Origin of the sequence: Microbacterium flavescens (assembly GCF_018588945.1) — a bacterium.
GTDB classification, from domain to species: domain Bacteria; phylum Actinomycetota; class Actinomycetes; order Actinomycetales; family Microbacteriaceae; genus Microbacterium; species Microbacterium flavescens.
Map to the genome: position 1 here is coordinate 44,555 of NZ_JAFIWA010000005.1, position 26,036 is coordinate 70,590.

Annotated in this window: 24 protein-coding genes; 11 read left to right on the top strand and 13 right to left on the bottom strand. The window is 67.2% G+C overall.

The genetic code is table 11. From position 1 onward, the window contains the following. Window positions 1-22: 22 nt before the first annotated feature. The gene (locus JX005_RS10840) at window positions 23-991 is read right to left on the bottom strand and encodes an NAD(P)-dependent alcohol dehydrogenase (protein WP_214467512.1); all 969 of its coding nucleotides are present in this window, start codon (window positions 989-991) and stop codon (window positions 23-25) included. Then, window positions 988-1,917 carry an oxidoreductase gene (locus JX005_RS10845; protein WP_214467513.1) on the bottom strand — a complete coding sequence of 310 codons (930 nt, stop codon included), beginning with the start codon at window positions 1,915-1,917 and terminating at the stop codon, window positions 988-990. The genes JX005_RS10840 and JX005_RS10845 overlap by 4 nt, the downstream gene beginning before the upstream one ends. 97 nt (window positions 1,918-2,014) lie before the next feature. On the opposite strand from JX005_RS10845, the gene JX005_RS10850 reads away from it, so the two are divergent. Next, complete coding sequence (locus JX005_RS10850) at window positions 2,015-2,701, top strand: TetR/AcrR family transcriptional regulator (protein ID WP_214467514.1); 687 nt, start codon at window positions 2,015-2,017, stop codon at window positions 2,699-2,701. On the opposite strand, the gene JX005_RS10855 is transcribed toward JX005_RS10850, so the two are convergent. After that, on the bottom strand, window positions 2,698-3,369 hold the full coding sequence (locus JX005_RS10855; RefSeq protein ID WP_214467515.1) for a TetR/AcrR family transcriptional regulator: 672 nt from the start codon (window positions 3,367-3,369) through the stop codon (window positions 2,698-2,700). The two genes, JX005_RS10850 and JX005_RS10855, sit on opposite strands and share 4 nt — an antisense overlap. 90 nt (window positions 3,370-3,459) lie before the next feature. On the opposite strand from JX005_RS10855, the gene JX005_RS10860 reads away from it, so the two are divergent. From JX005_RS10860 to JX005_RS10870, 3 genes are all read left to right on the top strand, one after another. Further along, the gene (locus JX005_RS10860) at window positions 3,460-4,032 is read left to right on the top strand and encodes a hypothetical protein (protein WP_214467516.1); all 573 of its coding nucleotides are present in this window, start codon (window positions 3,460-3,462) and stop codon (window positions 4,030-4,032) included. Further along, the gene (locus JX005_RS10865; RefSeq protein ID WP_214467517.1) at window positions 4,032-4,724 is read left to right on the top strand and encodes a DUF4386 domain-containing protein; all 693 of its coding nucleotides are present in this window, start codon (window positions 4,032-4,034) and stop codon (window positions 4,722-4,724) included. The genes JX005_RS10860 and JX005_RS10865 overlap by 1 nt, the downstream gene beginning before the upstream one ends. A 93-nt stretch (window positions 4,725-4,817) precedes the next feature. Next, the gene (locus JX005_RS10870; protein WP_214467518.1) at window positions 4,818-6,152 is read left to right on the top strand and encodes a DUF5979 domain-containing protein; all 1,335 of its coding nucleotides are present in this window, start codon (window positions 4,818-4,820) and stop codon (window positions 6,150-6,152) included. A 42-nt stretch (window positions 6,153-6,194) separates the two neighbouring features. Here JX005_RS10870 and JX005_RS10875 read toward each other — a convergent pair whose 3' ends face one another. The 4 genes from JX005_RS10875 to JX005_RS10890 all read right to left on the bottom strand — a co-directional run bounded on the left by JX005_RS10875 (window position 6,195) and on the right by JX005_RS10890 (window position 12,054). Further along, entirely contained in the window at window positions 6,195-7,031 is an 837-nt protein-coding gene (locus JX005_RS10875) for an alpha/beta hydrolase family protein (protein ID WP_214467519.1), read from the bottom strand. Window positions 7,032-7,497: 466 nt separating this feature from the next. Further along, entirely contained in the window at window positions 7,498-8,280 is a 783-nt protein-coding gene (locus JX005_RS10880) for a glucosamine-6-phosphate deaminase (RefSeq protein ID WP_214467520.1), read from the bottom strand. A 626-nt stretch (window positions 8,281-8,906) separates the two neighbouring features. Further along, window positions 8,907-11,438 carry a hypothetical protein gene (locus tag JX005_RS10885; RefSeq protein WP_214467521.1) on the bottom strand — a complete coding sequence of 844 codons (2,532 nt, stop codon included), beginning with the start codon at window positions 11,436-11,438 and terminating at the stop codon, window positions 8,907-8,909. 25 nt (window positions 11,439-11,463) lie between these two features. Next, window positions 11,464-12,054 carry a hypothetical protein gene (locus JX005_RS10890; protein ID WP_214467522.1) on the bottom strand — a complete coding sequence of 197 codons (591 nt, stop codon included), beginning with the start codon at window positions 12,052-12,054 and terminating at the stop codon, window positions 11,464-11,466. Between the two features lie 559 nt (window positions 12,055-12,613). Between JX005_RS10890 and JX005_RS10895 the strand changes: the two genes are divergently transcribed. The 6 genes from JX005_RS10895 to JX005_RS10920 are packed head-to-tail and all read left to right on the top strand — an operon-like array spanning window position 12,614 to window position 18,920. After that, complete coding sequence (locus JX005_RS10895; protein WP_214467523.1) at window positions 12,614-13,732, top strand: ROK family transcriptional regulator; 1,119 nt, start codon at window positions 12,614-12,616, stop codon at window positions 13,730-13,732. Beyond that, on the top strand, window positions 13,729-15,027 hold the full coding sequence (locus JX005_RS10900; RefSeq protein WP_246533866.1) for a family 4 glycosyl hydrolase: 1,299 nt from the start codon (window positions 13,729-13,731) through the stop codon (window positions 15,025-15,027). Before JX005_RS10895 ends, JX005_RS10900 begins: the two co-directional genes overlap by 4 nt. Next, the gene (locus JX005_RS10905) at window positions 15,024-16,031 is read left to right on the top strand and encodes an N-acetylglucosamine kinase (protein ID WP_214467524.1); all 1,008 of its coding nucleotides are present in this window, start codon (window positions 15,024-15,026) and stop codon (window positions 16,029-16,031) included. Before JX005_RS10900 ends, JX005_RS10905 begins: the two co-directional genes overlap by 4 nt. Continuing rightward, window positions 16,028-16,924: a Gfo/Idh/MocA family protein gene (locus tag JX005_RS10910; protein WP_214467525.1), complete on the top strand. Its 897-nt coding sequence runs from the start codon at window positions 16,028-16,030 to the stop codon at window positions 16,922-16,924. Before JX005_RS10905 ends, JX005_RS10910 begins: the two co-directional genes overlap by 4 nt. Continuing rightward, window positions 16,924-17,922, top strand: coding sequence for a zinc-dependent alcohol dehydrogenase (locus tag JX005_RS10915; protein WP_214467526.1), 999 nt, complete (start codon window positions 16,924-16,926; stop codon window positions 17,920-17,922). Before JX005_RS10910 ends, JX005_RS10915 begins: the two co-directional genes overlap by 1 nt. Further along, a complete protein-coding gene (locus JX005_RS10920; RefSeq protein ID WP_214467527.1) occupies window positions 17,919-18,920 on the top strand; it encodes a Gfo/Idh/MocA family protein in 1,002 nt (333 codons plus the stop codon). Before JX005_RS10915 ends, JX005_RS10920 begins: the two co-directional genes overlap by 4 nt. On the opposite strand, the gene JX005_RS10925 is transcribed toward JX005_RS10920, so the two are convergent. From JX005_RS10925 to JX005_RS10935, 3 genes are read right to left on the bottom strand one after another with little or no spacing between them, the layout of a single operon-like run. Then, window positions 18,907-20,244, bottom strand: coding sequence for a protein O-GlcNAcase (locus JX005_RS10925; protein WP_214467528.1), 1,338 nt, complete (start codon window positions 20,242-20,244; stop codon window positions 18,907-18,909). The two genes, JX005_RS10920 and JX005_RS10925, sit on opposite strands and share 14 nt — an antisense overlap. Continuing rightward, entirely contained in the window at window positions 20,241-21,002 is a 762-nt protein-coding gene (locus JX005_RS10930; protein WP_214467530.1) for a sugar isomerase domain-containing protein, read from the bottom strand. The genes JX005_RS10925 and JX005_RS10930 overlap by 4 nt, the downstream gene beginning before the upstream one ends. Continuing rightward, complete coding sequence (locus JX005_RS10935) at window positions 20,999-21,934, bottom strand: N-acetylglucosamine kinase (RefSeq protein ID WP_214467532.1); 936 nt, start codon at window positions 21,932-21,934, stop codon at window positions 20,999-21,001. The genes JX005_RS10930 and JX005_RS10935 overlap by 4 nt, the downstream gene beginning before the upstream one ends. Window positions 21,935-21,984: 50 nt before the next feature. On the opposite strand from JX005_RS10935, the gene JX005_RS10940 reads away from it, so the two are divergent. After that, window positions 21,985-22,587, top strand: coding sequence for a GNAT family N-acetyltransferase (locus JX005_RS10940; RefSeq protein WP_214467533.1), 603 nt, complete (start codon window positions 21,985-21,987; stop codon window positions 22,585-22,587). 26 nt (window positions 22,588-22,613) lie between these two features. Here the strand turns inward: JX005_RS10940 and JX005_RS10945 are convergent, their stop codons facing one another. From JX005_RS10945 to JX005_RS10955, 3 genes are all read right to left on the bottom strand, one after another. Then, on the bottom strand, window positions 22,614-23,513 hold the full coding sequence (locus tag JX005_RS10945; protein ID WP_127473285.1) for a carbohydrate ABC transporter permease: 900 nt from the start codon (window positions 23,511-23,513) through the stop codon (window positions 22,614-22,616). After that, window positions 23,497-24,381, bottom strand: a complete 885-nt coding sequence (locus tag JX005_RS10950) for a carbohydrate ABC transporter permease (RefSeq protein WP_205791360.1) — start codon at window positions 24,379-24,381, stop codon at window positions 23,497-23,499. The genes JX005_RS10945 and JX005_RS10950 overlap by 17 nt, the downstream gene beginning before the upstream one ends. A gap of 65 nt (window positions 24,382-24,446) precedes the next feature. Next, a complete protein-coding gene (locus JX005_RS10955) occupies window positions 24,447-25,727 on the bottom strand; it encodes an ABC transporter substrate-binding protein (RefSeq protein WP_214467536.1) in 1,281 nt (426 codons plus the stop codon). Window positions 25,728-26,036: the final 309 nt, after the last annotated feature.

A 26,036-nucleotide genomic window follows, 5' to 3' on the forward strand; every position in this document is an offset into this window, starting at 1 on the left:
GGGGTGCCGGTCGGGTGCGACGTCAGAGCAAGATCGCGATCTTGCCGCGGGCGTGCTGTTCGACGAAGTATCGGACGGCCGCCGGCACGTCGGCGAGCGGGAACGTGCGGTCGATGGCCGGGGTGATGAGTCCCGCCTCTGCCAGCTCGCGCAGTTCGTCCAGCGCCTGGGAGCTGCCGTGCTGCGAGAACAGGCTGAGGGTCTGACCGACGAACGGCGAGATTGCGACTGCACGGAGAAGGCGTCCCATCGGTCCGAACACCGGATGCCCGGTCCCGCTGGAAAGCACCAGCTTGCCCTTGGGCGTGAGCACCGACCGGAGCCTGGCGAGAGGGTGGTTGCCGATCAGGTCGAGGATCACGTCGTATCGAGTCGTGCCGCGCGTGAAATCGTCACGAACGTAGTCGATGGCATGATCTGCTCCGAGCTGGCGCACAAGCGTCGCGTTGCGCGAGCTCGCCACCGCGGTGACCTCTGCGCCGAGCGCTTTGGCGATCTGCACGGCGAAAGTGCCGACGCCGCCGGAGGCGCCGTTGATCAGCACGCGCTGTCCGGTCGTGACAGCGCCCGCGTCGCGAAGACCGAGGTACGCCGTCATTCCCGCAAGCGGCACAGTGCCCGCCTGCTCGAAGGTCAGATTGGCCGGCTTTCGCGCGATCATCGCGACCGGCGCGGCGACGTACTCCGCGAATGCTCCGCCGTCGAACTCACCGTAGACCTCGTCACCGACCGCGAACGCGGTGACCCCCGGCCCGGTTGCTTCGACGACTCCGGCGACATCCTTGCCGCGCACCGGACTCTTCGGCGCCTTCAAGCCGAACGCCAACCGGGAGATGCTCGGCCGACCGGAGATGTAGACCCAGTCGGCATGATTGATGCTCGACGCCCGAACACGGACCAGCACCTCGCCGGCGCCGATCCCCGGGCGCTCGACATCCTCCAGGCCCAGCACGCTCGGCTCGCCGTAGGCGCGCTGCACGATGGCCTTCACGGGGTGCTCGCCACGCGGGCGTCGGGGTAGCGCACACCGGTGAGATCCTCCGACGCCGCCCACAGCCGAGCGGCGATGAGCGGGTCGGCCGCCGCCCGCGAGCGGCCGACCAAGACCGGCGCGCCCGACATCTCGCGCTTGCCGGCGGGTCCGGCATAGCTGCCCCCGGGGATGTCCGCCGTGGCGGCGAAGAGCGTCGGGAGGGCGCCGGCCGCGGCATCCTGCGCGAACAGGCGCACGACTACCTTCGCGAAGACCGTCATGATGGCGCTCTCGGAGCTCGACATGAGGTTGGTCGATGCCATGCCCGGATGGGCCGCCGTCGAGATGACCGAGGAGCCGGATGCCGCCAGTCGGCGCTGCAGCTCGACGGAGAACAGGAGGTTGGCGAGCTTCGACTGCTCGTATCCGCCCGCGCCCCCGCCGTACCTCCGCGTCGCCCAGTTCAAGTCGTCGAAGTCGATCGCGCCCGAGCGATGTGCGTTGCTGGCCACCGTGACGATCCTGCCCGTGATGTGCGGAAGCAGGAGGTTCGTGAGCGCGAAGTGGCCGAGGTGGTTGATGCCGAACTGCAGCTCGAAGCCGTCCTTCGTGTGCCCGAGGGGCGGGACCATCACCCCTGCGTTGTTCACGAGCACGTGGATGCCGCCGGTCCATCCCGCGGCGAAGGCGCGGACGGAGTCGAGGTCGGCCAGCTCGAGGTGGCGCACCTCGGTGGACCCGTAGACGGCGGCCGCGGCATCCCGACCCTTCTTCACGTCGCGCACGGCGAACACCACGTGCGCGCCTTTGGCGGCGAACACCCGCGCGGCTTCGAGGCCGATGCCGCTGTTCGCGCCGGTCACGACGATCGTCGCCCCCTGGAGCCTGGGCATGCGCTCGGTGGTCCAGTCCGACGTTGCATTCTGCGTGCGGTGGCCGTTCATGGCTTCTCCTCGCGATTGCGACCTTACGATGTAAGGTACGATCCGGACGCTACCATACGCTGTAAGGTACGTCCAGAGCGAAGGATGGAGAACACGGATGCCGCGACCCGAACCGCGTGAACCGGTCACGCGCGATCGCGCCATCCGTGTCGCGATGAGGCTGGCCGACGCCGGCGGGCTGGAGTCGCTCAGTATGCGAAAGCTCGCCGCCGAGTTGGGCATCGAGGCGATGTCGCTCTACTACCACGTCAGGAGCAAGAGCGACCTGCTCGACGGCATGCTCGACGTCGTCTACACCGAGTACTCGACGCCGCGTGCGGGCGACGAGTGGCGGCAGGCGATGCACGATCGCGCGCATTCGACCCGTGCTGTGCTGGCGAGGCATCCCTGGGCGATCACGATCAAGGCGCGTACCACGCCCGGGCCCGCGACCCTCGGTCACCTGGATGCGGTGATCGGGTGCCTCAGGGAAGCCGGCTTCTCGATGCCCCTCATCGGTCATGCGATGTCGCTTCTCGACAGCTACGTGCAGGGATTCGCCCAGCAGGAGGTCTCGCTGCCGCTCGACCCATCCGGCGACATCGGCATCGCGACGGAGGAGATCATGGCGCAGCAGGCTCAGATGGCGCAGGCGTTCCCTCACCTCGCCGACATGGCCGCAGAACTCATCCTCGCGCCGGGCTACGCCTACGGGAATGAGTTCGACTACGGGCTCGAGCTGCTGCTCGACGGCCTCGCCGCCGCTCACGCGCAGGATCGTCGCACGGCAGATCGTCAGGACTAGGTTCGGGGGCTGTTTGCACCGGCGGCGATCCCCGCGACGAACTGGCCCAGGACGATGTCGTAGTGGGCGTCACTGCCGTAGCGGCTCATCGACTCAGCCGCCGCGACGGTGAGGGGAAACTCCGACGTCGCCTGAGCGAGTGGCGCATCGACCGCGTGGTGATCCGCTTCACGCCCCCGCTGCCTGCCCGCGACGAATGATGCCCAGCCGTAGTTCAGCGCGATGAGCCCGCTGAAGGTCGCTACCGCCTCGTCGCCGTCGATTCCCGCCCGATGGAGGATGCGCAGTGCCGCCTCGCCGATGGGCAGAGCGTTCGACCCCGGGTTCGGGTTCACTGTGAGCGGCGTGATCGCCCACCGGTGGTCGCTCAGCAGCCTGCGGTGGTCCAGTGCGAACGCCCGCAGGTCTGCGATCCAGTCGCCGGTGGGCGGCGAGGCAGTGAAGCGTCCGAGCATCCGGTTCAAGAGGGCGTCGATCAGTTCATCCTTGGTGGTGAAGTACCGGTAGAGCGCCATCGGAGAGGACCCGAGTTCGGCCGCAACCGCTCGGATGGTGACCGATTCGAATCCACGCGCGGCCACGATCTCGGCTGCGTCGAGGATCGCCTCGACGGTGAGCGAGCTTCGTCGTCGCCGCGTGCGCGGCGGGGTGGCCTCGGTCTCCGGCATCTGGAACTCCTTCACGTTTGGTCTTGTGTACATCGTACGTTATAGATTAGCGTACGCAGTACACAAGCTTGGACTTCGAAGGAGCTCCTCATGTCATGGATTCGCTGGGCAATCACGATCATCGCCTTCCCGATCGGCGGCTGGATCGCCTTCCAGCTCGTCGGCCCGGTCAGCGACGCTCGCACCGCAGCGGCAGCGGCCGCCATCGCAGGCGCAGTCATCGGCCTGGCACAGGGTCTGGCGCTGGGAGGCCGTCGAGGGGTGCGCTGGGGACTCGCCACACTCGTCAGCATGACCGCCGGAGTCACCCTCTCCACAGCCCTGACCGGTGCCTCCGTTGAGATTCCCGCCCTAGGCCTCACGGGACTGATCACGGGATCGCTCGTCGGCGCCCTCCAAGCCCTCACGCTTCACCGCGGCCGACGAGTCTCCGCGGCCTGGACAGCGACGGTCGCCGGCACGTGGGCTCTCGCCTGGATGATCAGCGCGAACGTCATCGCGGTGAACATCGATTCGGGCTTCGTGACGTTCGGCCTGAGTGGCGCTCTGCTCGTCACCGTCGTCACGACGATCGTCCTCCGCCGTATCCTCGGTCCGGTCCCGACGCGGCAGACAGCGGAGATCGGCACTTCCTCCGAGGCCGTCGGCGTGGACGGCACCTGATGATCGCCTCCGTGGCGACGGGCTGGGTGCTGATCGGGCTGCCCGTGGCTTTCAACGCCGCCTTCGCGGCCCTTGCTGTGACGTTCGGCTACCCCGACATCCTCCGGAGGCCGACCGACGAGGTGCTCGCGCGCTTTCGAGCCGGAGGCCCCAGCCTCATCCTCTTGTGGTGGGGGTTCGCGATGACGGCCGTGGTCCTGGCGCCGGTCGCCGTGATGCTCTCCGCCGTCATCGTCGGAGCGGACCCGATCCTGCTGATGGTCGCGGCGACCGTGGGAGTCCTCGCCGCTGTCGTCCAGTTCCTGGGACTCGTGCGCTGGCCGTTCCTCGTCCCCTATCTGGCGCGGGCATCCGCCGCTCCCGACCTCAGCCCCGCGCGCAGAGATGCGATCGACATCGTGTTCCAATCCTTCAACCGGTTCCTCGGCGTCGCCATCGGTGAGCACCTGGGGTTCTTGCTGACCGGCACGTGGACCATCCTCGTCGGAGCCGCCATCACCCAGAGCTCCCACCTGCCCACGTGGCTGGGCGTCGCGGGGATCGTCGTCGGCGCCGTCCTCGTTCTCTGCTCGCTCGAGTTCGTCGGGCCGTTCGAGAGCAGCGGCTGGAAGCTCGCCGCGGCCCTCACCCCGTTCACCTACATCGTGTGGTCACTGTGGCTCGTCGCGACGGGAGTCCTTCTCCTGCTCTGACCCTGGCGTCCCAGCCCCTCTAGAGAGCAGTCGACTCGGGGAGTAGGTTATGCGATCGAGCGGTCACCTTTCCCCGACAGTGAGGAGCCGGCGATGCGCACGCTGGTCGAGGACGAGCGGAAGAGCCGCCTGGGCGGCACCTGGAGAGCGGCCGGGGCGCTGTTCGCGTCGCTTGCGCTGACGCTGATGTTCGCGGTGCCCGCGGCGGCGGTCCCCGCGCCTGTTGCTGCTCCGTCTGATCCACGGGCCGAGTTCGTCGAGGGCAACGCGACCACCTGTGCGCAGGTCGGACTGGACGTCGCCATCCGAGTCGGAGGAGTGGGAGCCTCCGAAGGTGGCGACGCATATGTGTCCGTCACAACTCGGGACGAACGGTACGTCGATGTGGCCATCACCGCGCCCGGGACGGCCGCGGGTGTGGTGATCGATGCCGTCGTCGTGAAGGGTGGGGACGGGTTCAACCTCTACACGAACCCGCAGGTGCTTCCGCCGATCGCAGCTCCGCCGCAGGGCTACATCTCCCCCTTGGTCGGTGCCGGCAACATCCCTCGCATCAGCCATTGGTTCGTCTGCTATCACTTCGATGACCTGCCCACGGGGTCACTCGTGGTCAGCAAGCAGGTCATTCCACCGCTGAGCCTTCCGGCGCAGTCGCTGCCCACGTCGTTCAGTGTCCTGGTGAGCTGCGACTCGCCTGGCTTCGAGCCGATCACCGTCACCTTCGGTCTGCTCGGTGGTGTGGCACTGGATGCCGGGACCGTGCTGCTCGATGGCCTGCCGATCGGCACCACCTGCACGCTCGCGGAGCTGGGAACGAACGCGTTCCCGCCTGGGACCGTCGTGTCGTTCTCACCAGGCTCGACCGTGCAGATCGGTGACGCTGCCGGTGTGCACGTGGGGGTGGTCAACGACTTCTCCGGGGTCGCCGTTCTCCAGGGCAGCCTCACCGTCACCAAGGTCATCGAGGCCGCGGCGGGCGCGGACGTGCCGAGCGAGTTCGCGATCGAGTACGCCTGCACCGACGGCACCGCCGGCACGCTCACTCTGCCGAGCGACGGTGGCACCTCGGCTCCGATCGTGACGACCGCCGGAACGTACTGTGCGATCGCTGAGGCGCCCGGTTCGCTGCCGCCCGGATGGACCGTGGTCTATGAGCACGGCGAGGAGACCTCCACGACCGGCCTCATCGTCCCCGTCTTCGAAACCCCCGTCAGCGTCACCATCACCAACACCGCGCCCACGCCGACACCCACGCCAACTCCGACTCCGACGTCCGCTCCGGCTCCTCCGACAGGCGCCGACTCGGCGGACCCTGAACTCGCCCCGACCGGCGTGGAGGCGCCGGTCGCAGGGATGGCGCTCGCCGCAGCGCTTCTCATCGGAGGACTGGCTGGCCTGCTGACCCGCCGCCCCGCGCGTCGACGGTGAGGCGTCCCGCTCGGGTGGGTCCAGGCGCGGAGCGAGTGCAGGTCACGCAGCCACAGCGGTGACGAAGTCGATGATGACGTCCGGGTAGCCGAGCGCGAACTCGGTGCTGTCAGCCGACTGCAGGCGGTGGTTGCCGTCGGGGATCACGGCGATCTGCAGCCGGTGAGCTGCGACGTGAGCCGTGAACGCCGCCACGCTGGGTTCTACGGGGGTGACGGTGTCGCGTGAGCCGAAAACGGCGAGCAGAGGTACGTCGATCGCCTCCAGTGCGGGAATCGGATCGAACCCGGCAAGCCGCACCAGGTGGTCCCACATCCGTACGTCCAGCAGATCGTCGCCGTAGAGGCGCTTGACGAGTTCGAGGTCATCCGTGTTGCCGGGCTCGTTCGCCCACGCCATCAGCTCCGGGTGAGCTCGACCGGCTTCGAACATTCCGATGACGGTCCACGCTGCACCGAGCGCGCGTTCTCGATCGGCGCGGTCGGCAGTGATGCCGGTCACTGAATTCACAGCCGCGAACCGCTCCTGGTCCGCCATGGTGACTCCGGGTCCGGAACTGGTCACTCCGAACGCGGGACTGCCGGCGAAGGATGCTGCATCCCGCGACATTCGCAGGGCTTCCAGCACCACCCAACCGCCTTGACTGTGCCCGAAGACGCCTCCCGGCACGCCCGGGACCAATGCGGCAGCGGCGGCGTGTCCGGCGAGCAGATCTGCCGCCTGCTCCTCGATTCCGATCTCCAGCCACGAGCCGCCCGAATTGCCCACCCCGCGTTTGTCGAACGATACGACGGCTATTCCGGCGTCCAGAAGGCGCCGCCGAATAGGTGGGAAGAAGATGTCGTTGTCTCGGTCGCTGGGACCGGATCCGGGATACATCGTGAGCAGGGCCCTTGGCCGACCTCGCCGCCCATCCGGCAACCAAAGCGTGCCTTCCAAATGCACAGCGCCGCTCCGGACGGTGATGACCTTCTCCGCGGGCGTCCTCACGAAGCCAGCGTAGCCACGCGGATCGCGGCGTGACTGACGCGTCCGTGCATGAGAAAAGCCCCGGCTGGCCGGGGCTTATTCTGCGGAGACGGAGGGATTTGAACTCCGCTGAGGAAGCTACTCCCCACAGGCGATGAGGGCGATTCGCGCGATTTCCCGCGCTTCGCGTGAGGATTGAAGTGAACTCGGAGCTATCAATAGCTACCGAGGTTTTCTCAAATTTTTCTCACGCTCGCTGGGGCTCGTCTGAGCCGCCCGGGCCGTTCTTCGAGACGAGCGCACCCACGCGGCGGCATGGACGCGTGCCATGCGGTCTCGGCCGACGATCCCGATCGCTCCCTGAACGGGCTATGCCTCACGACCGTGCCGAGGGGTGCGGTTCCGTCTCGCCGGCCGAGGCAAACCGACGGGACGGAACATTGTGGGCAAGGTTTGCCGTGCGCCGAGCAGCCGATGCGTCGAGGAGCACTGTGACCTCGTCGTGCTCGTGCAGGATCGATGCCGGGAACGAAGGGTCGGTGCCACCGGACAGGAGTCTCTCGACGGCGTCGGCTTTGGACTCTCCGCGTGCGATGAGCAGTATTCGTCGCGCGGACATGATCGTTGCGATCCCCTGAGTCACGGCGAGCGTGGGGACAGTATCGACCGACGAGAAGAACCTCGCGTTGTCGTGCCGAGTCTGGTCGGCCAGTTCCACCACGCGAGTCCGGGAGTCGACGCTTGACCCGGGTTCGTTGAATCCGATGTGTCCATTTCGGCCAATTCCCAGCACCTGCAGGTCGACTCCCCCGGCGCGACCGATGGCCGTCTCGAACTCCGCGGCTGCGAGCTCAAGGTCCGGTGCATTCCCGTCCGGGACGTGCACGCGTGCAGGATCCAGACCCAGAGGAATGGTCACGGTCGCATCGACGACTGCGCGATAGCCCGCTGGGTGCCCTGGCGGAAGTCCGACGTACTCATCCAGGGCGAACACGGCGCGGGGGGCGAGTCCTCCGGTATCCGCGGCGAGGGCAGTCCAGAGCGGCGCCGGGGAGGACCCGGTCGCCACGCCGAGCACACGCAAGCCCGAAATTCTCCGGACGAGTTCGGCCGAGAGGGCGCCAAGGTCCTGCGCCGTTGTGGTGAGATGAACCCTCATCACGCTACTTCAGCGCTCACTGAGGGATGCCGCCGTCCAAGCGCTGCGGTGCACGGCCTCCGGACCAGTATCGCCGAACCCGCTCGGGCCCCCGAGACCGCTTTCTCTTCCAGCCGCTGGAGCAGCAACGACCCAGTGCGCTTCGAGAGCCCTGTGAGCGTGCGCACGTCACTGCGGCTCAACGTGTCGTGCTCGATCAGAAGGTCGAGCACGACACGGCTATTCAGATTGCGTAGCAGGCCTGGCTGTGCGGGTGCCGGGCCGCGGCTGTCGCCTGGTACCGATGGGTTCATCGCGATCCTCCCGGACGTTAGGAAACTTTACTATCTAGACCATAGTGGTCGGGGTGACCGTGTCAACGCCCGTGCCCGCTGCAGTTCGCGGCTCACGGCTCCCGGAGTTCGGATAGACGTCGCACGCGGGAACTCGTGGGATGGCGGCGGACCTACTCGGGGCTCAAGGGTTCACGCGTCGTCGGTGAGCTGATGAAGAGGTCCCGACGCGAGTTCTCTCAGGACCTGTTTGTTGATCGAGCAGATTCGTGCTCTTCCTATAAGACTGAGAAGACCACCACACGACGTTGTCACACGCCAGTGTGGTGGTCTTCTCATGCGGTTCGCGCCGCGCTACTCCTTGATGATGCCGTGGTACCGGCCCATCCAGTAGGGCAACGTGAACGTGAATCCGACGACAAACTCCCCGCTACTGTAATCGTAATTGGGATATACCCCAGTAGCCGAGTTCTGAGCTTCGAATGGATTCCCGTTGTTCTTCATTGCAGGTCGCTCGTCAGGCGGCAGAGCGTAGTTCGTCTGCTTGTAATCGTCACGATCTCCCGGTTCGATGTAGAAGACGTCCTGACGGTTCATCTGCATCGGGAATTCGATCTGATATTCGTACTGCCGAGACAAGTATCGAACGGCCGACTGCAGATCGATGTCCTTGCTCTTCGGGTGTGCCAGCTGATATAGGAACGTATAGTACGGGTTCTCCTCCCGCACCTCATTCGCGTACCACTGATCGAATGCCGCGACGATCTGCGGACGCTTGGTCGGATCGCTCTCCTGCAGAATGAGCGGGTAAAGCGCGAACCAAGCCAACTCCTCGTCGGAGTAGTTGATGTACTGCGTCCAATCATTGTGCACAGTGGCGTTGATGTTGGAACGGGCTTGGATGTCGTCACCGGCTTCGGAATAGGCGGCTTCGTAGTTGTCCCGGGTCACCAATTCGTTGTTGTTGATCCCGTACGCATTCGTCGCCTGCCTGATGAGACGGCGGTCGATGTACTCGTTCGCCATGCCGATATATCCCTTGCCGTTGATATATGGCTCTTCCTTGCTGTATCCCGAAGCGTCGAACAGCGCGTCGTAGGCGTCCTTGTACTCCTGCTTGCCGATGATGTTGCCGGCTGTCTTGAGCATGGACATCACTTCGAGCGCATTCAGCGGCGCATCCTCGAAGCCGTATGAAAGCGAATCTTCGCCGTCTGCGTCGACGCCGACGTGGGAGGCCCATTCCGGACGCTGCTCCATCGCACCGGTCGTGTCGTTGAAGTACTTCGCGAACCACTTCGACCACAGGGTCGACTTGCCTGTCGCATCTTCGATGTAGAAGTGGTCATCCTTCAGGATCAGATCGGTCATCCGCTCGGTTGCCTGCTCGATGATGCCCTTCAGGGCGAGCATTTCCGGATCCTGGCTGTCGCCCACCAGGTACTCGCTGGCTGCAAAGAACAGCGAATAGTGGCCGATGACCTCATCCGACGACGTGTCCGCCTTGTAGACGATCTGACTCATGTCGATGTTGCCGTCCTTGATCGCCGACTCGGGGAACAAGTCGTTGAAGAACGTCGGGATCTGCTCGTAAACCGGCACGGTGAGCTGGAACAGGGCCGGATTCGCAGCGCTCGTGGTGGTGTCAGCGCCCGGCTTCTTCTTTGTGTTGGTAGCCGAGCTGATAACAGGAAGCACCTGCTGCACGGAATCGTTCACTTCCACATAGATGTCAGTGCCCAGTTGCGCATCGGCAGGTCGTGAAGCGTTCAGCTTCGCTACCGCATCCGCCGTCAGCGTAAGGCCGTTGTAGTTCATCTCGCCGTCTCCCCCTGAAGGGAACAGCTTGCCGCCGATTTTGGTCATCGCATCTTTGGTCACACGGACGATCGAGTAACCGATCGGCTCGATGGGGTGATTGTCCTCATCGAAACGTTCCATGCTCGGAATGACGCCATTCGGATTCGGCGAGCCGTCCATCACAGGATGGAACCAGAAGCCGTTCTGGCTCTGGTAGCCGAAGTCCGTGCCGTCAGATGTCTGCGCTCCCGCTTCACTCGTCAGCATGTATGAGCGTGCCGGAAAGCCATTGCCACGGCCGGACACGTAATCGAGCAGCAGCACCGCTTTCGTGGCGCGAAGCGCGGCACTCTTCGCTGCAGCGACTTCCGCTTGCGAACCGCCTTGCTCGAGCAGCGTCCGGTAACGGTAGATCTCACCGATGGCGTACATCGCCGTCCACAGTCCGTCGTTGTCGGACGTTTCTGCAAGCGATTCGAACGCGCCGTCGTTGTAGTTGATCCCGCGAGTTGCGTCGGTGGGGGTGAAGGTGAACCGCGCATCCGAGGTCATCCCTCGGCGATCATGGACCGCCTGAATGATGTCTTCATAGGCGGTGGCCTTCTCCGCCAGCGTCTTGAACGGCATCGCGATATGCGTGATACCTCGCGCATTCTTAACCCACACGCCGCCCTGCCCGTCACTGGCCAGCGCAGTCACATGATCGTCACCGTCGAACAGGTAGCGTGGTCCGGCAAAATACTGCACGATGTCACGCTCATCCTCTTCTTCGAAGTTGACGCGCTGCAGTCCGTTCAGGGTACCGATCCAGTAGACGCCCTCTGCGTCCTTCACCACGCTCGTGACATCATCGGTCACTGCGACCGGCAGGAATGTCGGCGCCTTCTTGTCGGTCACCCAGTGAATCTCTGGGGTGGTCGTACCGGGCTTGTAGTAGGTGACCTCTTTCGTTCGAACGGGTTCGAGCTTGACTGCCGAGAACGAGGATGCCTGCGGCTTAGCCGCGAGTGCCGGCATAGCAGGCAACGAGACCAACAAAGCGGCGGCTGTGGCACTGCCGATCAGCATTTTGAGCTTCTTGTTCATGATTGACATGGAGTCGCTCCCCTTCCTACTGGTTAATCCGTGCAACGCCGGATTCCGTGATCGCGAACACGCCCTTGCCGCCATCGGAGATGAGCAGCAGCACTTTGTCGTCGACGAGTTGCTTGTCGGCTGTCGTGTACTCCGTCATCTTGTTGCTCTTCAAGTTGATTTTCGTGACGCCCTCATCCGTGCCGATCCAAAGGTTCTTGCGGTTGTGGTCGAGAACCGAGGTGTCTACACCGCGGAGCGCCGGGAAGAGCGACGGCTTGACATCAAATTCGTGGTTGACGAAGGTGCCGGCGTTGGAGAGGTCTGCGGGCATATCGACGCCCGGGTTCGCGGTCGCGGGATGATACGTCGCATCCCGAACAAAGCCGATGTACTCCTTCACGGAGGCCTCCGCATCGGATGAACCGAGCTTGCTCAGCGCCTCATCGTAGGTGTAGAGAACTGTCGCCTTCCCTGCGTGCGCGGGCGGGGCGGCGAAGACGGGCGACGCTCCCATGAGGCAGGCGAGTAGGGCGAGGATGAGAATCGCTGGTTTCCATTTGATGCGCATGTTTTTTCCTTCCTGGTTGTGATGTTGCAATGACGCCGTATTCGATTCGACGTTCACTTCGAGCTTTCGTCAGTCCGCTGCACTGCGACTCTCCCGTCAAGTTAGGAAACTTTACTATCTGGAAGCTAGCCGCCGCGGATCGCGGTGTCAACGGTCGGCTCCGCGCCAACAGGGCCCCCGGTGGCGGCCGGCGTTCGCGGCGCGCAGTGAGCGGGACGGTCGCCATCGAGTCGTCGCCGGGATTGCGGATCTCGACGAGAACGGGTCCTGAACCCGACGCCACCAGCGTCGATCCCGGCCTTTGTCATCCGCTTGCCGCGCTGCTCGCGCGCTCCGCAAGATTGTCAGCGCGTCATGCTGGGTCTCAGTACGGGCACGTGGTGACGCCCGCCCGATATCCTCCATGTGGATGACGGCCGAGATGCCCCGGATCGAGGAGTACCGCGCGGCCAGAGGAGCATCCGTGCGCGGCTAGGCCCGGCGCATTGACAGTGGCCGCGACTCGCCGCTAACGTGAGATAGTAAAGTTTCCTAACCACGCGGAGGCGTTGTGACTTTCAGCTCACGGGGTGACAGCCGAGCCCCAGCTCCGGCTCAACCCGGACTGCTTCGCAGCATGAACAACCGGGTCGTCCTCGACCTTCTCATAGAACGCGGCACCCTGAGCCGCGGCGACGTACGCGACCTCACTGGACTGTCGAAGCCGACCGCGTCACAGCTGCTCACCCGTCTCGAGGAAAGCGGGCTGGTCCTTCCGAGCGGCTACGGCGAGACCGGCCCCGGCGGCCGGGCGCCGCAGCTCTACGCGATCAATCCGGGCGCCGGGCACGCCGCCGCCGTGGATGTTCGTCCCGAGTCGATCTCGGCGCGCATCGCCGACATCAGTGGCGTCGTGGTCGCGGAATTCGAGATCACGCAGCTCCCCGACCCACGCGGACCCGAGAACGTCGCACAGGTCCTCGCCGGCGCCTGCGGCATCGCGGGGATCGCCGTCGATGAGCTCGACGCCATCGTGGTGGCGGTCCCTGGCTCGTACGATGTCGCAGAGGATCTGCTCCGCTACGCGGAGCATCTCCCCGGCTGGCAGCAGCCCGGCATCGGCGAGGAACTGCGTCGCCATCTCGGGAAGGCCGCGGTGTCTCTCGAGAACGACGTGAACCTGGTCGCACTCGCCGAGCACCGAGCCTCCGACGTCGCTGGAGAGAGCTTCTTCCTCCTGTGGCTCGATGAAGGCATCGGCGGCGCGCTCATGATGGACGGCTCGCTGTTCCGCGGCAGCCGAGGCGCCGCGGGCGAAGCGGCGTTCCTGCTCCCCCCTGGCTCGCGCCTCGATGGCGAGCATCGGTCAAAGGGCGCGTTCGAGGGTCTCGTCGGCTCGGACGCCTTGCGCGAGTTCGCCGCCGATGCCGGCCACCCCGTGGGCTCCACTGCTGATGCCATCGCCGCCCTGCTCGCAGATGCCGGTGCGGCCGAGACGATCCAGGAGATCGCCCAGCGCTACGCGTTCGGCCTCGCATCAGTCATCGCGCTCGTCGACCCCTCACGCCTCATCCTTGCGGGCGAAGTGGCCCGTATCGGCGGCAGCCGACTGGGTGACGCCGTGGCGGCGCACCTGGACCGGCTGGTCATCAGCGCCCCTCCGCTGGGCCTGGCCGCCGTCGCAGACGCGCCGATCCTCGAAGGCGCGATGCTGTTGAGTCTCGACCTCGCGAGGGAATCGGTGTTCACCACATGAGCAACGCGACACCGCGCGCCCTGCGGATCGTGGTCGTGGGCGGCGGATCCACCTACACGCCCGAACTCGCGGACGGGATCGCTCGGCTCCGAGAGTCCCTCCCTGTCAAGGAGCTGATCCTCGTGGACCCCGACCTCGCGCGGGCACGCGTGGTCGCCGGCCTGTCTGCGCGCATCCTCGCCGCTGCGGGCAGTGACTGCACCGTCGAAGCCACCACGAGCCTCGAAGATGCCGCCGTGGGCGCCGACGCGGTGCTCCTGCAGCTGCGCGTCGGCGGTCAGACGGCGCGCGCCCGAGACGAGGCGTGGCCCTTGGAGTGCGGCTGCATCGGCCAGGAGACGACAGGGGCAGGCGGCCTCGCGAAGGCGCTGCGCACCATCCCCGTCGTGCTCGACATCGCCGCGCGGGTTCGCGATGTCAACCCTGACGCCTGGATCGTGAACTTCACCAACCCGGTCGGCATGGTGACCCGTGCACTGCTGGATGCCGGGCACCGCGCGGTCGGACTGTGCAACGTCGCGATCGGCTTCGAGCGACTGTTCGCGGCCGAGCTCGGGGTTGCGCCCGAGGCCGTTGAACTCGACCACGTTGGACTCAACCACCTCAGCTGGGAGTTGGGCGCGCGAGTGCGCCATGAGGACGGCACTGCGACCGAGGTCCTCGATCGTCTCCTCGACGAGCATGGCGAGGCTCTCGTCCGCGAGACCGAACTCCCGCTCGCCCTCCTCAGGACCGAGCGCTTCATTCCCTCCTATTACCTGCGGTACTACCTTGCGCACGACGCGCTCGTCGAGCACGCGCGCACCGCGCCGTCGCGCGCCGTGGAGGTGGCCGCGATCGAGAGTGAGCTGCTGGCCCGCTATGCGGATCCTGAACTCGCCGAGAAGCCGGCGCAGCTGGCTCAGCGGGGTGGTGCGTATTACTCCGAAGCCGCGATCGGGCTCCTCTCGAGCCTTCTGGGCACAGGAGCGGTCCGCGACCACATCGTGAATGTGCGCAATCGGGGAACGCTTCCGTTCCTGGACGCCGACGCGATCATCGAGACGAGGGTGGAGGTGGGGCCCGGCACGCTGCGCGTGCGCGCCGCACCCCCGGTCCCGGCGCTCGCCTCCGGGCTGATCGCGCACGTCGCCCGCTACGAGGAGCTCGGCGTCGATGCAGCGATCCAGGGCGGCCGTGACCGCGTCGTGCGCGCCCTGCTGGCACACCCGCTCATCGGGCAGTACGAGACCGCTCAGGCGCTCGCCGACACGCTCATCACCGAGAACCTGGAGTGGCTGCCGTGGGCCCGTTGAACGAACCTTGCCTGCTCGCCCTGGACGGCGGCAACAGCAAGACCGACGTCCTCCTCGTCGCCGAGGACGGTACCGTCATCACCCGCGCGCGAGCGGGCGCCTTCGTGCCGCACATCGTCGGAGCCCCGGCCGCCGTCGCCTCGCTGGCCGGTGCCGTGACCGAGGTGCTCGCGTCGGTGCCGGGCGGGCGCGCGTCGGTCGTCGCGGGCTACCTCGCCAACGCGGATCTCCCCGAGGAGGAGGAGGCGATCGCCGAAGCGATCGCTGCGCATGGCTGGGCTGATCACGTCGTCGTGGGCAACGACACCCTCGCCATGCTGCGGGCCGGTACGGATGCCGCAACCGCCGTCGCCGTGGTGTGCGGCGCCGGGATCAACTGCGTCGGCAGAGCGCCGGGCCGCGCCGACGTGCGCTACCCGGCTCTGGGCAGGATCACCGGCGACTGGGGCGGCGGGTTCGGCATCGGCAAAGAGGTTCTCTGGCACGCGACGCGCGCCGAGGACGGGCGCGGTCCCGCGACGGGACTGGCTGCTCTGGTCGCCCGCCACTTCGAGCGGGACACCGCGGTCGGCGTTGCGACCGGCATGCATCTCGGAACGGTGGATCGCGACCGTCTGCACGAGGTGGTCCCCCTTCTCTTCCAGGCCGTCGACGCGGGCGATGCGATCGCCGAGGCGATCGCTCGCCAGCAGGCAGACGAGATCAGCCTCCTCGTGACCACCACGCTCACCCGCCTCGATCTGGGCGACGAGCCTGTGGACGTCGTCCTGGGCGGCGGCATGCTGACCAGCCGGCATCCCGCTCTCCTCGGCCCGGTGATCGCGACCATCGCCACCGCTGCTCCCCGCGCCTCCGTCGAGATCGTGGACGCGGAGCCCGTGCTCGGCTCCGCGCTGCTCGGGCTCGACCACCTGGACGCCCTCACCGGACGCCCAGGCGATGTCGCCGAGCGGCGCCGGAACCTGCGCGTCAGCCTCGCCACGCGACAGGAAGCGCGGGTGTGACCGAATCGCTCCGGCTGGGTCTTGTCGGCACCGGGTACTGGGCCGACGTGACGCACGCCACAGCCGCCGCCGCCGCCCCCTCCTGGGACCTGGCGGCGGTGTGGGGTCGCGACGCCGGACGGGCGGCCGCTCTCGCTGAGCGCCACGGCGCCCTGCATGCGGGCACCGACTTCGACGCCTTCCTCGCGCAGGTGGATGCCGTCACCTTCGCCGTTCCGCCGCAGCTGCAGTCAGAGCTCGCCGTGCGCGCCATCCGGGCCGGCAAGCATGTCGCGCTCGAGAAGCCGATCGCGACGAGCCTGGGGGACGCCGATCGCCTGGTGGCGTCGGCGGACGCTCACGGCGTCGCGGCGATCGTGATGTTCACGATGCTCTACGACCCGCGAGTGCGGCGGCTCATCGATGAGGTGCGCGTCGGACGGCGATGGACGGGCGGCGCCGGGCTGTGGCTCGGGTCGGCCCTCAATGACGAGAACCCCTTCAACACGCCGTGGCGCCACGACAAGGGCGGCCTCTGGGACCTCGGACCGCACGCCATCTCGGTGCTGTGGAAGACGATCGGTCCCATCAGCGCGGTCCGCGCCGAGGCCGGCGAGGGCGACCTGGTGCACCTGGTCCTCTCGCACGACGACGGGCGCACCTCGACGGTGACGATGACGCTCCGGGCGCCCGACGCCGCCGACGGCTTCTCGACGTTGCTGTGGGGCCCGGCCGGCCGTGCGTCGGTGACGGTCGACGATGTAGACCCCGTCGCCGCCTTTGTGACTGCGTACGAAGACCTGGGCCGCCTGATCGAGTCCGGTGATCGCTCGCACGAGTGCGATGTGCGGTTCGGACGCGACGTCGTCCGCGTCCTCGCCGACGCCGAGGCGCAGCTGACAGGCGTGTTCTGATGCACGCACGCAGTCTGAGCTTCCCTGCGCCGGGCGAGATCGAGATCCTCGCCGCGGAGGTCGACCCGCCCGGTTCCGGCGAGCTCCGCTGCGCCGCGGAGGTCTCGCTCGTGAGCGTGGGAACGGAGCTGACCTGCTTGCGCGGGCAGTTCGATCCGCGGACGTTCTGGGAGGAATGGGTGCAGTATCCGTTCGCTCCCGGCTACTCGATGGTCTCGCGTATCGAGTCGGTCGGGCCGGACGTGACGGCCTTCCGCCCCGGAGACCGTGTGTTCTCCTTCACGCCGCACGCGGAGGCGTTCCTCACTGCCGCGCGTGACGTGGTCCCGATACCCGACGGCGTCCCGGCCGATCATGCGGCGTGGGCATCGCTCGCCGTCACGACGCAATGGGCCCTGCGGCGCGCGGGCTTCGCCTTGGGCGAGACGGCGGCGGTCATCGGCCTCGGCCTGCTCGGGCAGCTGCTCGTGCGCTATCTGCGCATCGCCGGCGCCCGCCGGATCGTCGCGATCGACACCGACGCCGACCGGCTTGCTCTCGCGGTCGCCGGGGGCGCCGATGAAGTCCTGTCGATGACCGCAGCCGACGCCGTCGAAACCCTCCGAGGCTCCTTCGACGTCGTGCTCGATGTGACGGGGCACCCCGCTGCCTTGGCCGGCGCATCCGAGCTGGTGCGGCCGCTGGGCAGGCTGGTGCTCGTGGGCGACGCTCCGCGTCCGAGCCTGCAGCACCTCGGCCCACGCATCGTCGCCGACGGCATCTCGATCATCGGCGTGCACGCCGGGACCGCGGCGGAGATCCCGACCCCCGCCGATCCCTGGAGCACGGCCGCGATGCTCGCGGTCTTCTTCCAGTACGTCGTGGACGGGCGGATGGATCTGTCCACGCTCATGACCCACCGCGTGACGCTGGAGGGCGCACCCGAGCTGTATCGGGCGCTGGAGCACGACCGCACCGCCCACCTCGGGGTGCTCATCGATTGGGGAGACCGGAGATGACCGACGTCATTCGATGGGGTGTGCTGGGCGTGGCGGGCATCAACGCAGCCATGGTCCCGGCGATCCGCGCCTGCCCTGGCGCAGAGCTCCTGGGCGTCGCCAGTCGCGACGAGGGACGGGCTCGAGAGGTCGCCGCGACCGAGCGCCTCGACCCGTACGTCGGGTACGACGCTCTGCTGACGGACCCCAAGGTCGACGCCATCTACCTGCCCATTCCGAACGCACAGCACGCTCTGTGGACGCTGCGGGCCGTCGCCGCGGGCAAGCACGTCCTGTGCGAGAAGCCCCTCGCCGTCACCGCGAGCGAGGCCAGGGAGATGGCGGATGCCGCGGCCGCGGCCGGTGTGCACCTCGCCGAGGCGTTCATGTACGCGCATCATCCGCGCTACCACCTCGTTCGGCGCTTGATCGCGGACGGCGCCATCGGCGACATCCGCTCGATCCACGTGACGTTCACCTTCGATGCGTCCGGCGAGCTCGGCCACTCCGGATTCCAGGGAGCTCCCGGCAGCGGGGCGATCTACGACGTCGGGTGCTACGCGGTGCACGTGGCCCGTACCTTGATCGGCGCCGAGCCGGAGGCAGTCACCGCCCATGCGATGAGCTCCGCCGTCCATGGCGACATCGACATGAGCACCTCGCTGCTCCTCGAGTTCCCCGGCGGCGTCGGCGCAACCGCGCAGCTGGGAATGTGGAACGGCGATCGTGACACGGTCACCGTCATCGGGTCCCGAGGCTGGATCGAGATCCCCCGCGCGTTCCTCTGCTCTGCCACGGATGACGCCGGCATCGTCCTCGGCGAAGGGGACGACTCACGGGTGATCGCGGTGCCCCCGGCCGATCACTACGCCCTCCAGGTCGCGTGCTTCGACGCCGCGGTGCGTGGCGACGGCGAGCTGCTGTTCCCCATCGACGATGCGATCCACCAGGCGGTCGTCCTCGAGGCGGCCACCCGCTCGTGGCGAGAGCGCGTGAGGGTGCCGATCAGCGGGAGCTGAACTCGCCGACGATGTCGGAGAGGAACATGTCGACCCGATCGCCGAAGGCGCGAAGACCCGTCGACCGCAGTCCCTGCAGCCGTGCGAAGACGGCGTCCCGCTCGGCGCCGATCACCTCGGGCGGCCCGCCCGAGCCGGAAGCATCGAGACTGTCGACGGCGACGATGAGGGCGTCGATCCCCCGCGAGTACTGCTCGATCCAGGGCGCGATCTCCGCGCCGAGCGCCGCGTTGTCGAGCCGCCTCATCCGGTCCGCCACACCGGCCAGCCGCTGAAGCTCCGCTCGCAGCTCGGAGACGGCGGCCGCCCGGTCGTCGAATTCGTACCGGAACGCGAAACGGTCGAGCGCGTCGCCCAGCCGTGGTGCGTCGTCCGTGCACAGCGCCGACCCGCGGAAGGCATCCGCGAACTCGCGGAAGTCCGCTGCATCCCGGGCGCCGCTGACTCGACCGAGCGCGGCATCCCAGCTCTTCTCGGGATCGAAGCCCTCCGGGTCTCGGCAGAAGTCGGCGACGCCGGCGAGCGCGATCTTGGACGCCTCGGCGAGCGGCATGGGGTTGGCGATGATTCCGGCCGCAGCCTCGCTGAGGCGAGGATCCCGCCCGAGATAGGGCCCGATGTGGAGTTCGCCGGTCATCGCCACATCGTTCACCGGGAAGTTGTCCCAATAGAGGGGTCGGCGACCGGTCGCGCGGGCGAAGACGTCGGCGTCGGCGGCATCCAGCTCCGGCGAGCAGATCGCACGGCCCGTCCAGAACAGGTGCGTGTCGGGGTGCAGGCCAGAACCCAGCGCCGCGATGTACGGCTCATCCCCGCGGCCGCAGTACAGCGTCGGGCAGACCGTCAGCCTGCTTCCGCCGGCGCTGTCGAGCGCGCGCTCGAGCGAGCGGACCAGGGAGAGCTGAGCCGCCACGAGGTCGGGGAAAGCCGCCACGTCGCCGGGGTGCTGGAGGCGCCAGGGGATGTCGTCGAGGAACAGCGCGACATCGGTGATGCCGAGTTCGCGGACGGAGTCGAGCTTCGCGTGGACCGCCGCGGTATCGTCCGGCTCTGCGTACCGCATCGACAGGCCCGGGGACAGCCCGTAGGAGAGGGAGATCTTTGCCGCCCGCGCGCGATCGGTGAGGATCTGCAGTTCGTCGGCCGCCGCGCGGTCATAGGGCTCGCGCCAGCGACGACGTGTGAAGGGATCGTCCTTCGGCGAGTACACATAGGTGTTCATGCCGATCTCGGCGATGAAATCGACCATGTCCAGGCGCTGGTCGGTGGTCCACGGACGGCCATAGAAGCCTTCGACGATGCCCTTGGTCTCGATCCCGCTCACAGCGATCGCACCCGGGAGCGATAGCGTGCGACGGCCTCGACGTTGAGCGCGTCGCCGCCGGGGATGTTGCTCGAGGTGAACACGGCGGGGACGCTGCCCGAGGCCACCGCGATGGCAGACGCTTCGATGGCGATCGCGTGGAGGATCGCGGCCCCCGTGACGGTCGAGGTCGGCCCCATCGGCGCTGGGATACTGGGCACCGTCGTGGCGGCGTCGCCCGCCGTCCCGAGGTTGTCGATGACGATGTCGGCGAGCTCGAGCAGACCCGGCGAGTGTGCCACGGCGGCCGTGGACTCCGCGTGAGCGCGACTGAGGATGCCGATGACGGTCAGCCCCCGAGCCTGCGCGGCGCGCGCCAGTTCGATCGCGACCTGATTGCGGCTCGAGTTGGAGACGAGGATGAACGTGTCATCGGGCCCGGGATCGATGTCGGCGAAGACGGCGTCGCCGATCCCGGCAGTCCGCTCCAGCGCGGTGGACAGGACGGCGTTCCCGTGCAGCATCAACGATTCGACGAGCACCGGGTCGACAGCGGCCAGGCCGCCGGCACGGTAGAAGGCCTCCAGCGCCAGCATGTGCGAATGCCCCGACCCGAAGATGTGCACGAGCCCGTCACGCATCAGGGTGCGCGCGACCGCACGACCAGCCACGGCCAGAGACTCGTGCTGCTCGTCCGCCAGTCGCGCGAGGAGCGATGCGGCGTGGGCGAGATAGCTCGCAGCCGGCGCCGAGAGCGCCTCGGCGTTCTGATCGATCATGGGGCTCTCCATCCGGTCATGTGGTGATCGTAGGCGTCCCCCAGCGTCTCGGTCACGAGCGCCCACGCGCCGTCGAGGGGATCGCCCGCGGCAGGGGCGATCTCACGCTCACCATCGTGCGCGAACCGCGCCTCCAGCTGCGCGCGCAGCGGCGTGCCCGGCGCCACCAGCCTGCCGCTCATCGCGATCCGCACCGGCCGGGTCGACACCACTGCAGAAGCGGCGCGCGCCGTGCGAGCAAGCTCGTCCGCGGCCTCGTCCACGATGGCCAGGGCGACGGCATCGCCGCCCCGCGCGGCATCCAGCACGTCGACGGCGAACGCTGCAATCGAGGCCACAGGGCGCGGAAGCGAATGCAGGCGCGCAGCCAGTCCGGCCTCGACGCCGAACCGCGCCCTGCAGGCCTCGGAGAGCGAGGTCGGTCCCGACCTGCCGTCCGCTGCCCGCAGGGCCGCCTCCACTCCGCGGCTCCCGATCCAGAAGCCGCTGCCGGCATCCCCGAGGAGGAATCCGTCGCCATCCACGAGGCGGAACCCGTCGACGCCGGGATCGAAGCCGATGCAGGCGATGCCCGTTCCGACGGTGAGAACCACACCGGCGGCGCCGGAGAAGGCGCCCGCGTGCGCCGTCAAGGCGTCCCCGGCAACCGACACCCGCTCGGCGCCGAGCGCAAGGCCGACGCGAGCGGCCAGCTCTTCGCGCTCGCTCGAAGAAGCCGGCAGGGTCGTCAGGCCGAGCACCATGTGGCGGATCGCCGGGATACCGCCGGGGAGGTGGGTGAGGCAGCGGCGGATGCGGTCGATCAGGCCCTCTCCGAGGTCGCCCTCGAGTCGCCCCAGGCCCTCCACGACGACGGGTTCCGCAGCTCCGGTGACGCGCACCCGGATCCCCGTCTGACCGCCGTCGACGGCGACATCCACCGCGACCGTCATGCCGCTCTCACTACTGTGGAGAGCGCATCGACGAGATGGGATGAGGGCCGATGGGAATCCGCCGGGCGCGCAAGGCCGACACCGACGACCTCTACGCCGTGTGTCTGGGCACCGGCGCCGATGGGACTGACGCGAGCGATCTCTACGACGATCCCCGCCTGCTCGGAGAGGTGTTCGTCGGCCCCTACTTGCGCCACTCCCCCGACTTCGCCTGGGCGTACGCCGACGCGGACGACCGCGCACGAGGGTACGTGCTCGGCGTCCTCGACACGACTTCGTTCGAGAACGTGCTGGCCACCGCATGGTGGCCGGTGCTGCGGGCGCGGCATCCTCTCGTGCCTGAGACGGCGAATCCGCACGATCGGGAGATGGTCGAGTACCTCCACCACCCGCAGCGGCGGCCCGCCTCGCTTCTGGAGGCCTACCCCTCGCACCTGCACATCGACATGCTCCCCGATGTCCAGGGGGGCGGCCGAGGCGGCAGGATGCTGGGCACCCTGCTGGACGCCCTCGCCGAGGCCGGGTCGCCCGGCGTCCATCTCGGGGTCTCGCCCGCGAACCTCCGCGCCATCGGCTTCTATGAGCATTTCCGGTTCGAGGTGGAGCCCTCCGCCTCGAGCGCTGATGAGCTCATCATGATCCGCGCGTTGTGACCCGCACGAGCCACGAGCCGGGAGGATCACTGCACCGAGCCCTCGGTGACGCCGGCGATGACCTGCTTGTGGAAGATCGTGTAGACGACGATCACCGGCAGCGTGATCATCGAGAGCGCGGCGAACAGCATCGGATAGTCGGTGGCGTGACGTCCCGTGAAGGCGAGCAGCCCGGCAGGGATGGTGCGCAGGTCATCGTCCTGCACGTAGAGCATCGCGAGGAGGAACTCGTTCCACGCTGAGAGTATCGAGAACACGGCGACCGTCGAGATGCCGGGAGCCATCAGCGGCAGGACGATCTGAACGAGCGTGCGGAAGTCGCCGGCCCCGTCGACGCGCGCCGCCTCGAAGATCTCCTTCGGCATCGAATCGAGGTAGGCCTTCAGCAAGAACACCGCGAGCGAGAGCCCGAGGCCCGCGTACGCGACCATCAGCACCCACCGCGTGTTGAGAAGGTACACCGAGTCGAAGATCCGCGACTGCGCGGTGATGTAGGACTGCACGGGGAGCAGCAGACCCAGGATGAACGGAGCGAGCAGGAGCGTCTTGCCGCGGAACTCGAACCGGCTGAATGCGTAGGCCGCGGCGAGCGCGCACAGCAGGATGATCGTCACGGCCGAGGCGGTGACGATGACGCTGTTGAGGACGTAGCCGCCGAGGTTGCCGCGCTCCCATGCCTCCGCCCACGTGCTGAAGTCCGGGACGGCCGGCGGTGAGAACGGCGCATCGAAGATCTCGCGCTTGCTCTTGAACGACGACATCACCATCCAGCCGAGCGGGACGATGTAGATCAGCGACAGCACGATCATCACGGTGTGGTACAGCGTCCTGCTGCCCGCGACGGCGATCGTCCGCCTCGCGCGGCGGCGCTGCAAGGGGCGCTGCTGCGCGAGGGGAGGCGCGGGACGTTCAGTACTCAATGTCATTGCTTCCACCCTTCGTGCGCATCCTGACGAGAATGAGCGCGATGCCCACCACGACGACCGTCATGATCGTCGACAGCGCGGCACCGTAGCCGAGGTCGCGATACCGGAACACGACCTCCACGAGATACGTGGTGATGATCTCCGTCGAGTGGTCGGGCCCGCCGTTGGTCATCACGTAGAACAGATCGAAGCTCTGGAACGCGCCGGTGATGCACAGCAGCACGGCGACCTCGATCATCGGCCGGATCAGCGGCACCTTGACGCTCCAGAACACCCGCCACTGGCTGGCTCCATCCAGCGTCGCGGCCTCGAGGAGATGCTTCGGGATCCGCTGCAGCGCGGCGTAGAAGATCGCCATGTAGAAGCCGGCGTAGATCCAGCCCGAGACGACGGAGATGGCGAGCAGGGCTGTGTCGGGATCCCCCAGCCACACCCGGGTCAGTCCGTCGAGCCCGGATGCGCGCAACCCGGAGTTGATGAGCCCGATGTCATCGCTGTAGACGAAGCTCCACAGGATCGCGATCACGATCATCGGCAGGGTGACCGGCACGAAGAACGCGACGCGGTAGAACGTGGTCCGCCGCCCTTGCATCGTCACGAGGCCCGCCAGCAGCAGCCCGACGACGACCTCGAGCGCGAGTGTCAGCAGGATGTAGACGAAGGTGTTCCGGTAGGCGACCAGGTAGATCTCGTCCCGGAAGGCGCGGAAGTAGTTGTCGAGACCGACGAACTGGATGGCGTCAGTGCCCGACCAGTTGGCGAAGCTCAGCGCCGTGTTCGCGAGGGCGGGGATGAGCACGACGAACGCGAACACGAGTATCGCGGGCGCCACGAACAGGTACGGCGACCAGGCGCGGGTGGGTTTCACAGCAGGACTCCTCGAAACAGTGCGGGACGCGACGGGATGTCACCCGTCCCGTCCCGCACCCATGATCAGTTGGCGGCGTCGATCCGCGACTGCGCGGTGTCGGCGGCTTCCTGCGGTGTCGCCGTGCCTCCGATCACCGACGCCGCGGCGTCGTAGAACGCGGCAGCGATCTCGATGTCGTGGCCGCTGTCCGCCGGTGCCACGAGTGCGCTCGCGGTGCCCATCATCTCGGCGAGGGCGACCGTGCGCGGGTCGGCGTCGACGCCCTTGAACGGGTCGATCGTCATGGGGGCGAGACCTGCCTCGGCCCACATCTTCGTGCCGTCCTCATCGGCCAGCATCGCGAGGAACTCCAGCGTCTCCTCCTGGTGCGCCGACTTCTCGTTCACCATGAACCCGGTCGAGATGCCCAGCACACTGCCCTGGTCGCCGGCGCCATCGGAGAAGGCCGGGAGGTTGAAGTAGTCGAAGTTGAGGTCTCCGGCATTCTCGGCAGCATCCGCCATCAGCCAGCTGCCGATCTGGTGCGTCGCAGCCTTCTGCAGGAAGAACTGCGTCATGGCCTCGTCGTCCGCGAGCGCGTTGATGCTCGGGTTCACGAACGGGGCGAGGTCGGCGAGCTTCTCGAAGGCCTCGACCATCTCAGGCGAGTTCATCGGCGCCTCACCGTCCATGACCGCGGAGTACTGCTCCTCGCCGACCATGCGCGAGACGATGTGCGAGGCAACGCTGCCCACCGGCCACTGGTCCTTGTTCCCCTCGACCAAGGGCAGAAGGCCCTCGTCGAGCATAGCCTGGTTGGCGTCGAGGTACTCATCCCACGTCGTCGGGACGCTGAGGCCGAGATCATCGAAGACATCGGCGTCGTACCAGATGACGTTGGTGACGTCACCGGTCCACGGCACCATGTAGATGCCCGATCCGTCGACATCCATGTTGTTGAACGCGTTGGCATCGAAGCGTCCTGCGAACAGGTCGCCCTCGAGCGCTTCGCTGAGGTCGGCACCGTCGCCATCGCTGACGTGCCCGCGCATGCGGGGGCCGGACCACTCGAAGTAGGCGTCCGGAGCCTCTCTGCTCGAGAGCAGAGTCGCGAGGCCGGTGGTCTGGTAGACGTCATCCTCCTGGATGATGATCTCCACCGTTCGTCCGGGGTACTTCGCTTCGTACTCTTCCTTGAGCACCTCGAAGCCCTGGTCGACAGCATCCCCCGAGGAACCCATGGCGACCCTGATCGTCACGGCATCCGGGTCGCTGCTGGCTGAGCAGCCGGCGAGAGTTGTCGTGCCGGCGATGGCCACAGCCACGAGCATTGCACCGGACGCGCGATGAGAGTTGAAGCGCATGGGCTCCTCCAAGTTAGTAAAGTTTCCTATCCCAAAGTAGATCAACTCCTGGCCCGCCTGTCAATGTTTTCCGCTCACTGAGGCCGAAGCGGAATCAACGCGAGGAAACGGAAGGGCCTACCTTGAGATCTGAACCCGTACTCGCTGGGCGGCAGCTCCGGCAGCCTGGGCGCCGACGGCGACGGCGGGCATGCGCGGACTCCGGCCAAAACGAGAGGCCGAGTTGTGGCTGACGAGACCGAGGGTAACTACCCCTCCGTCTCTTCTTTCTCAGATCTTTCTCAATACAGTGGACTGCTGCGAATCATC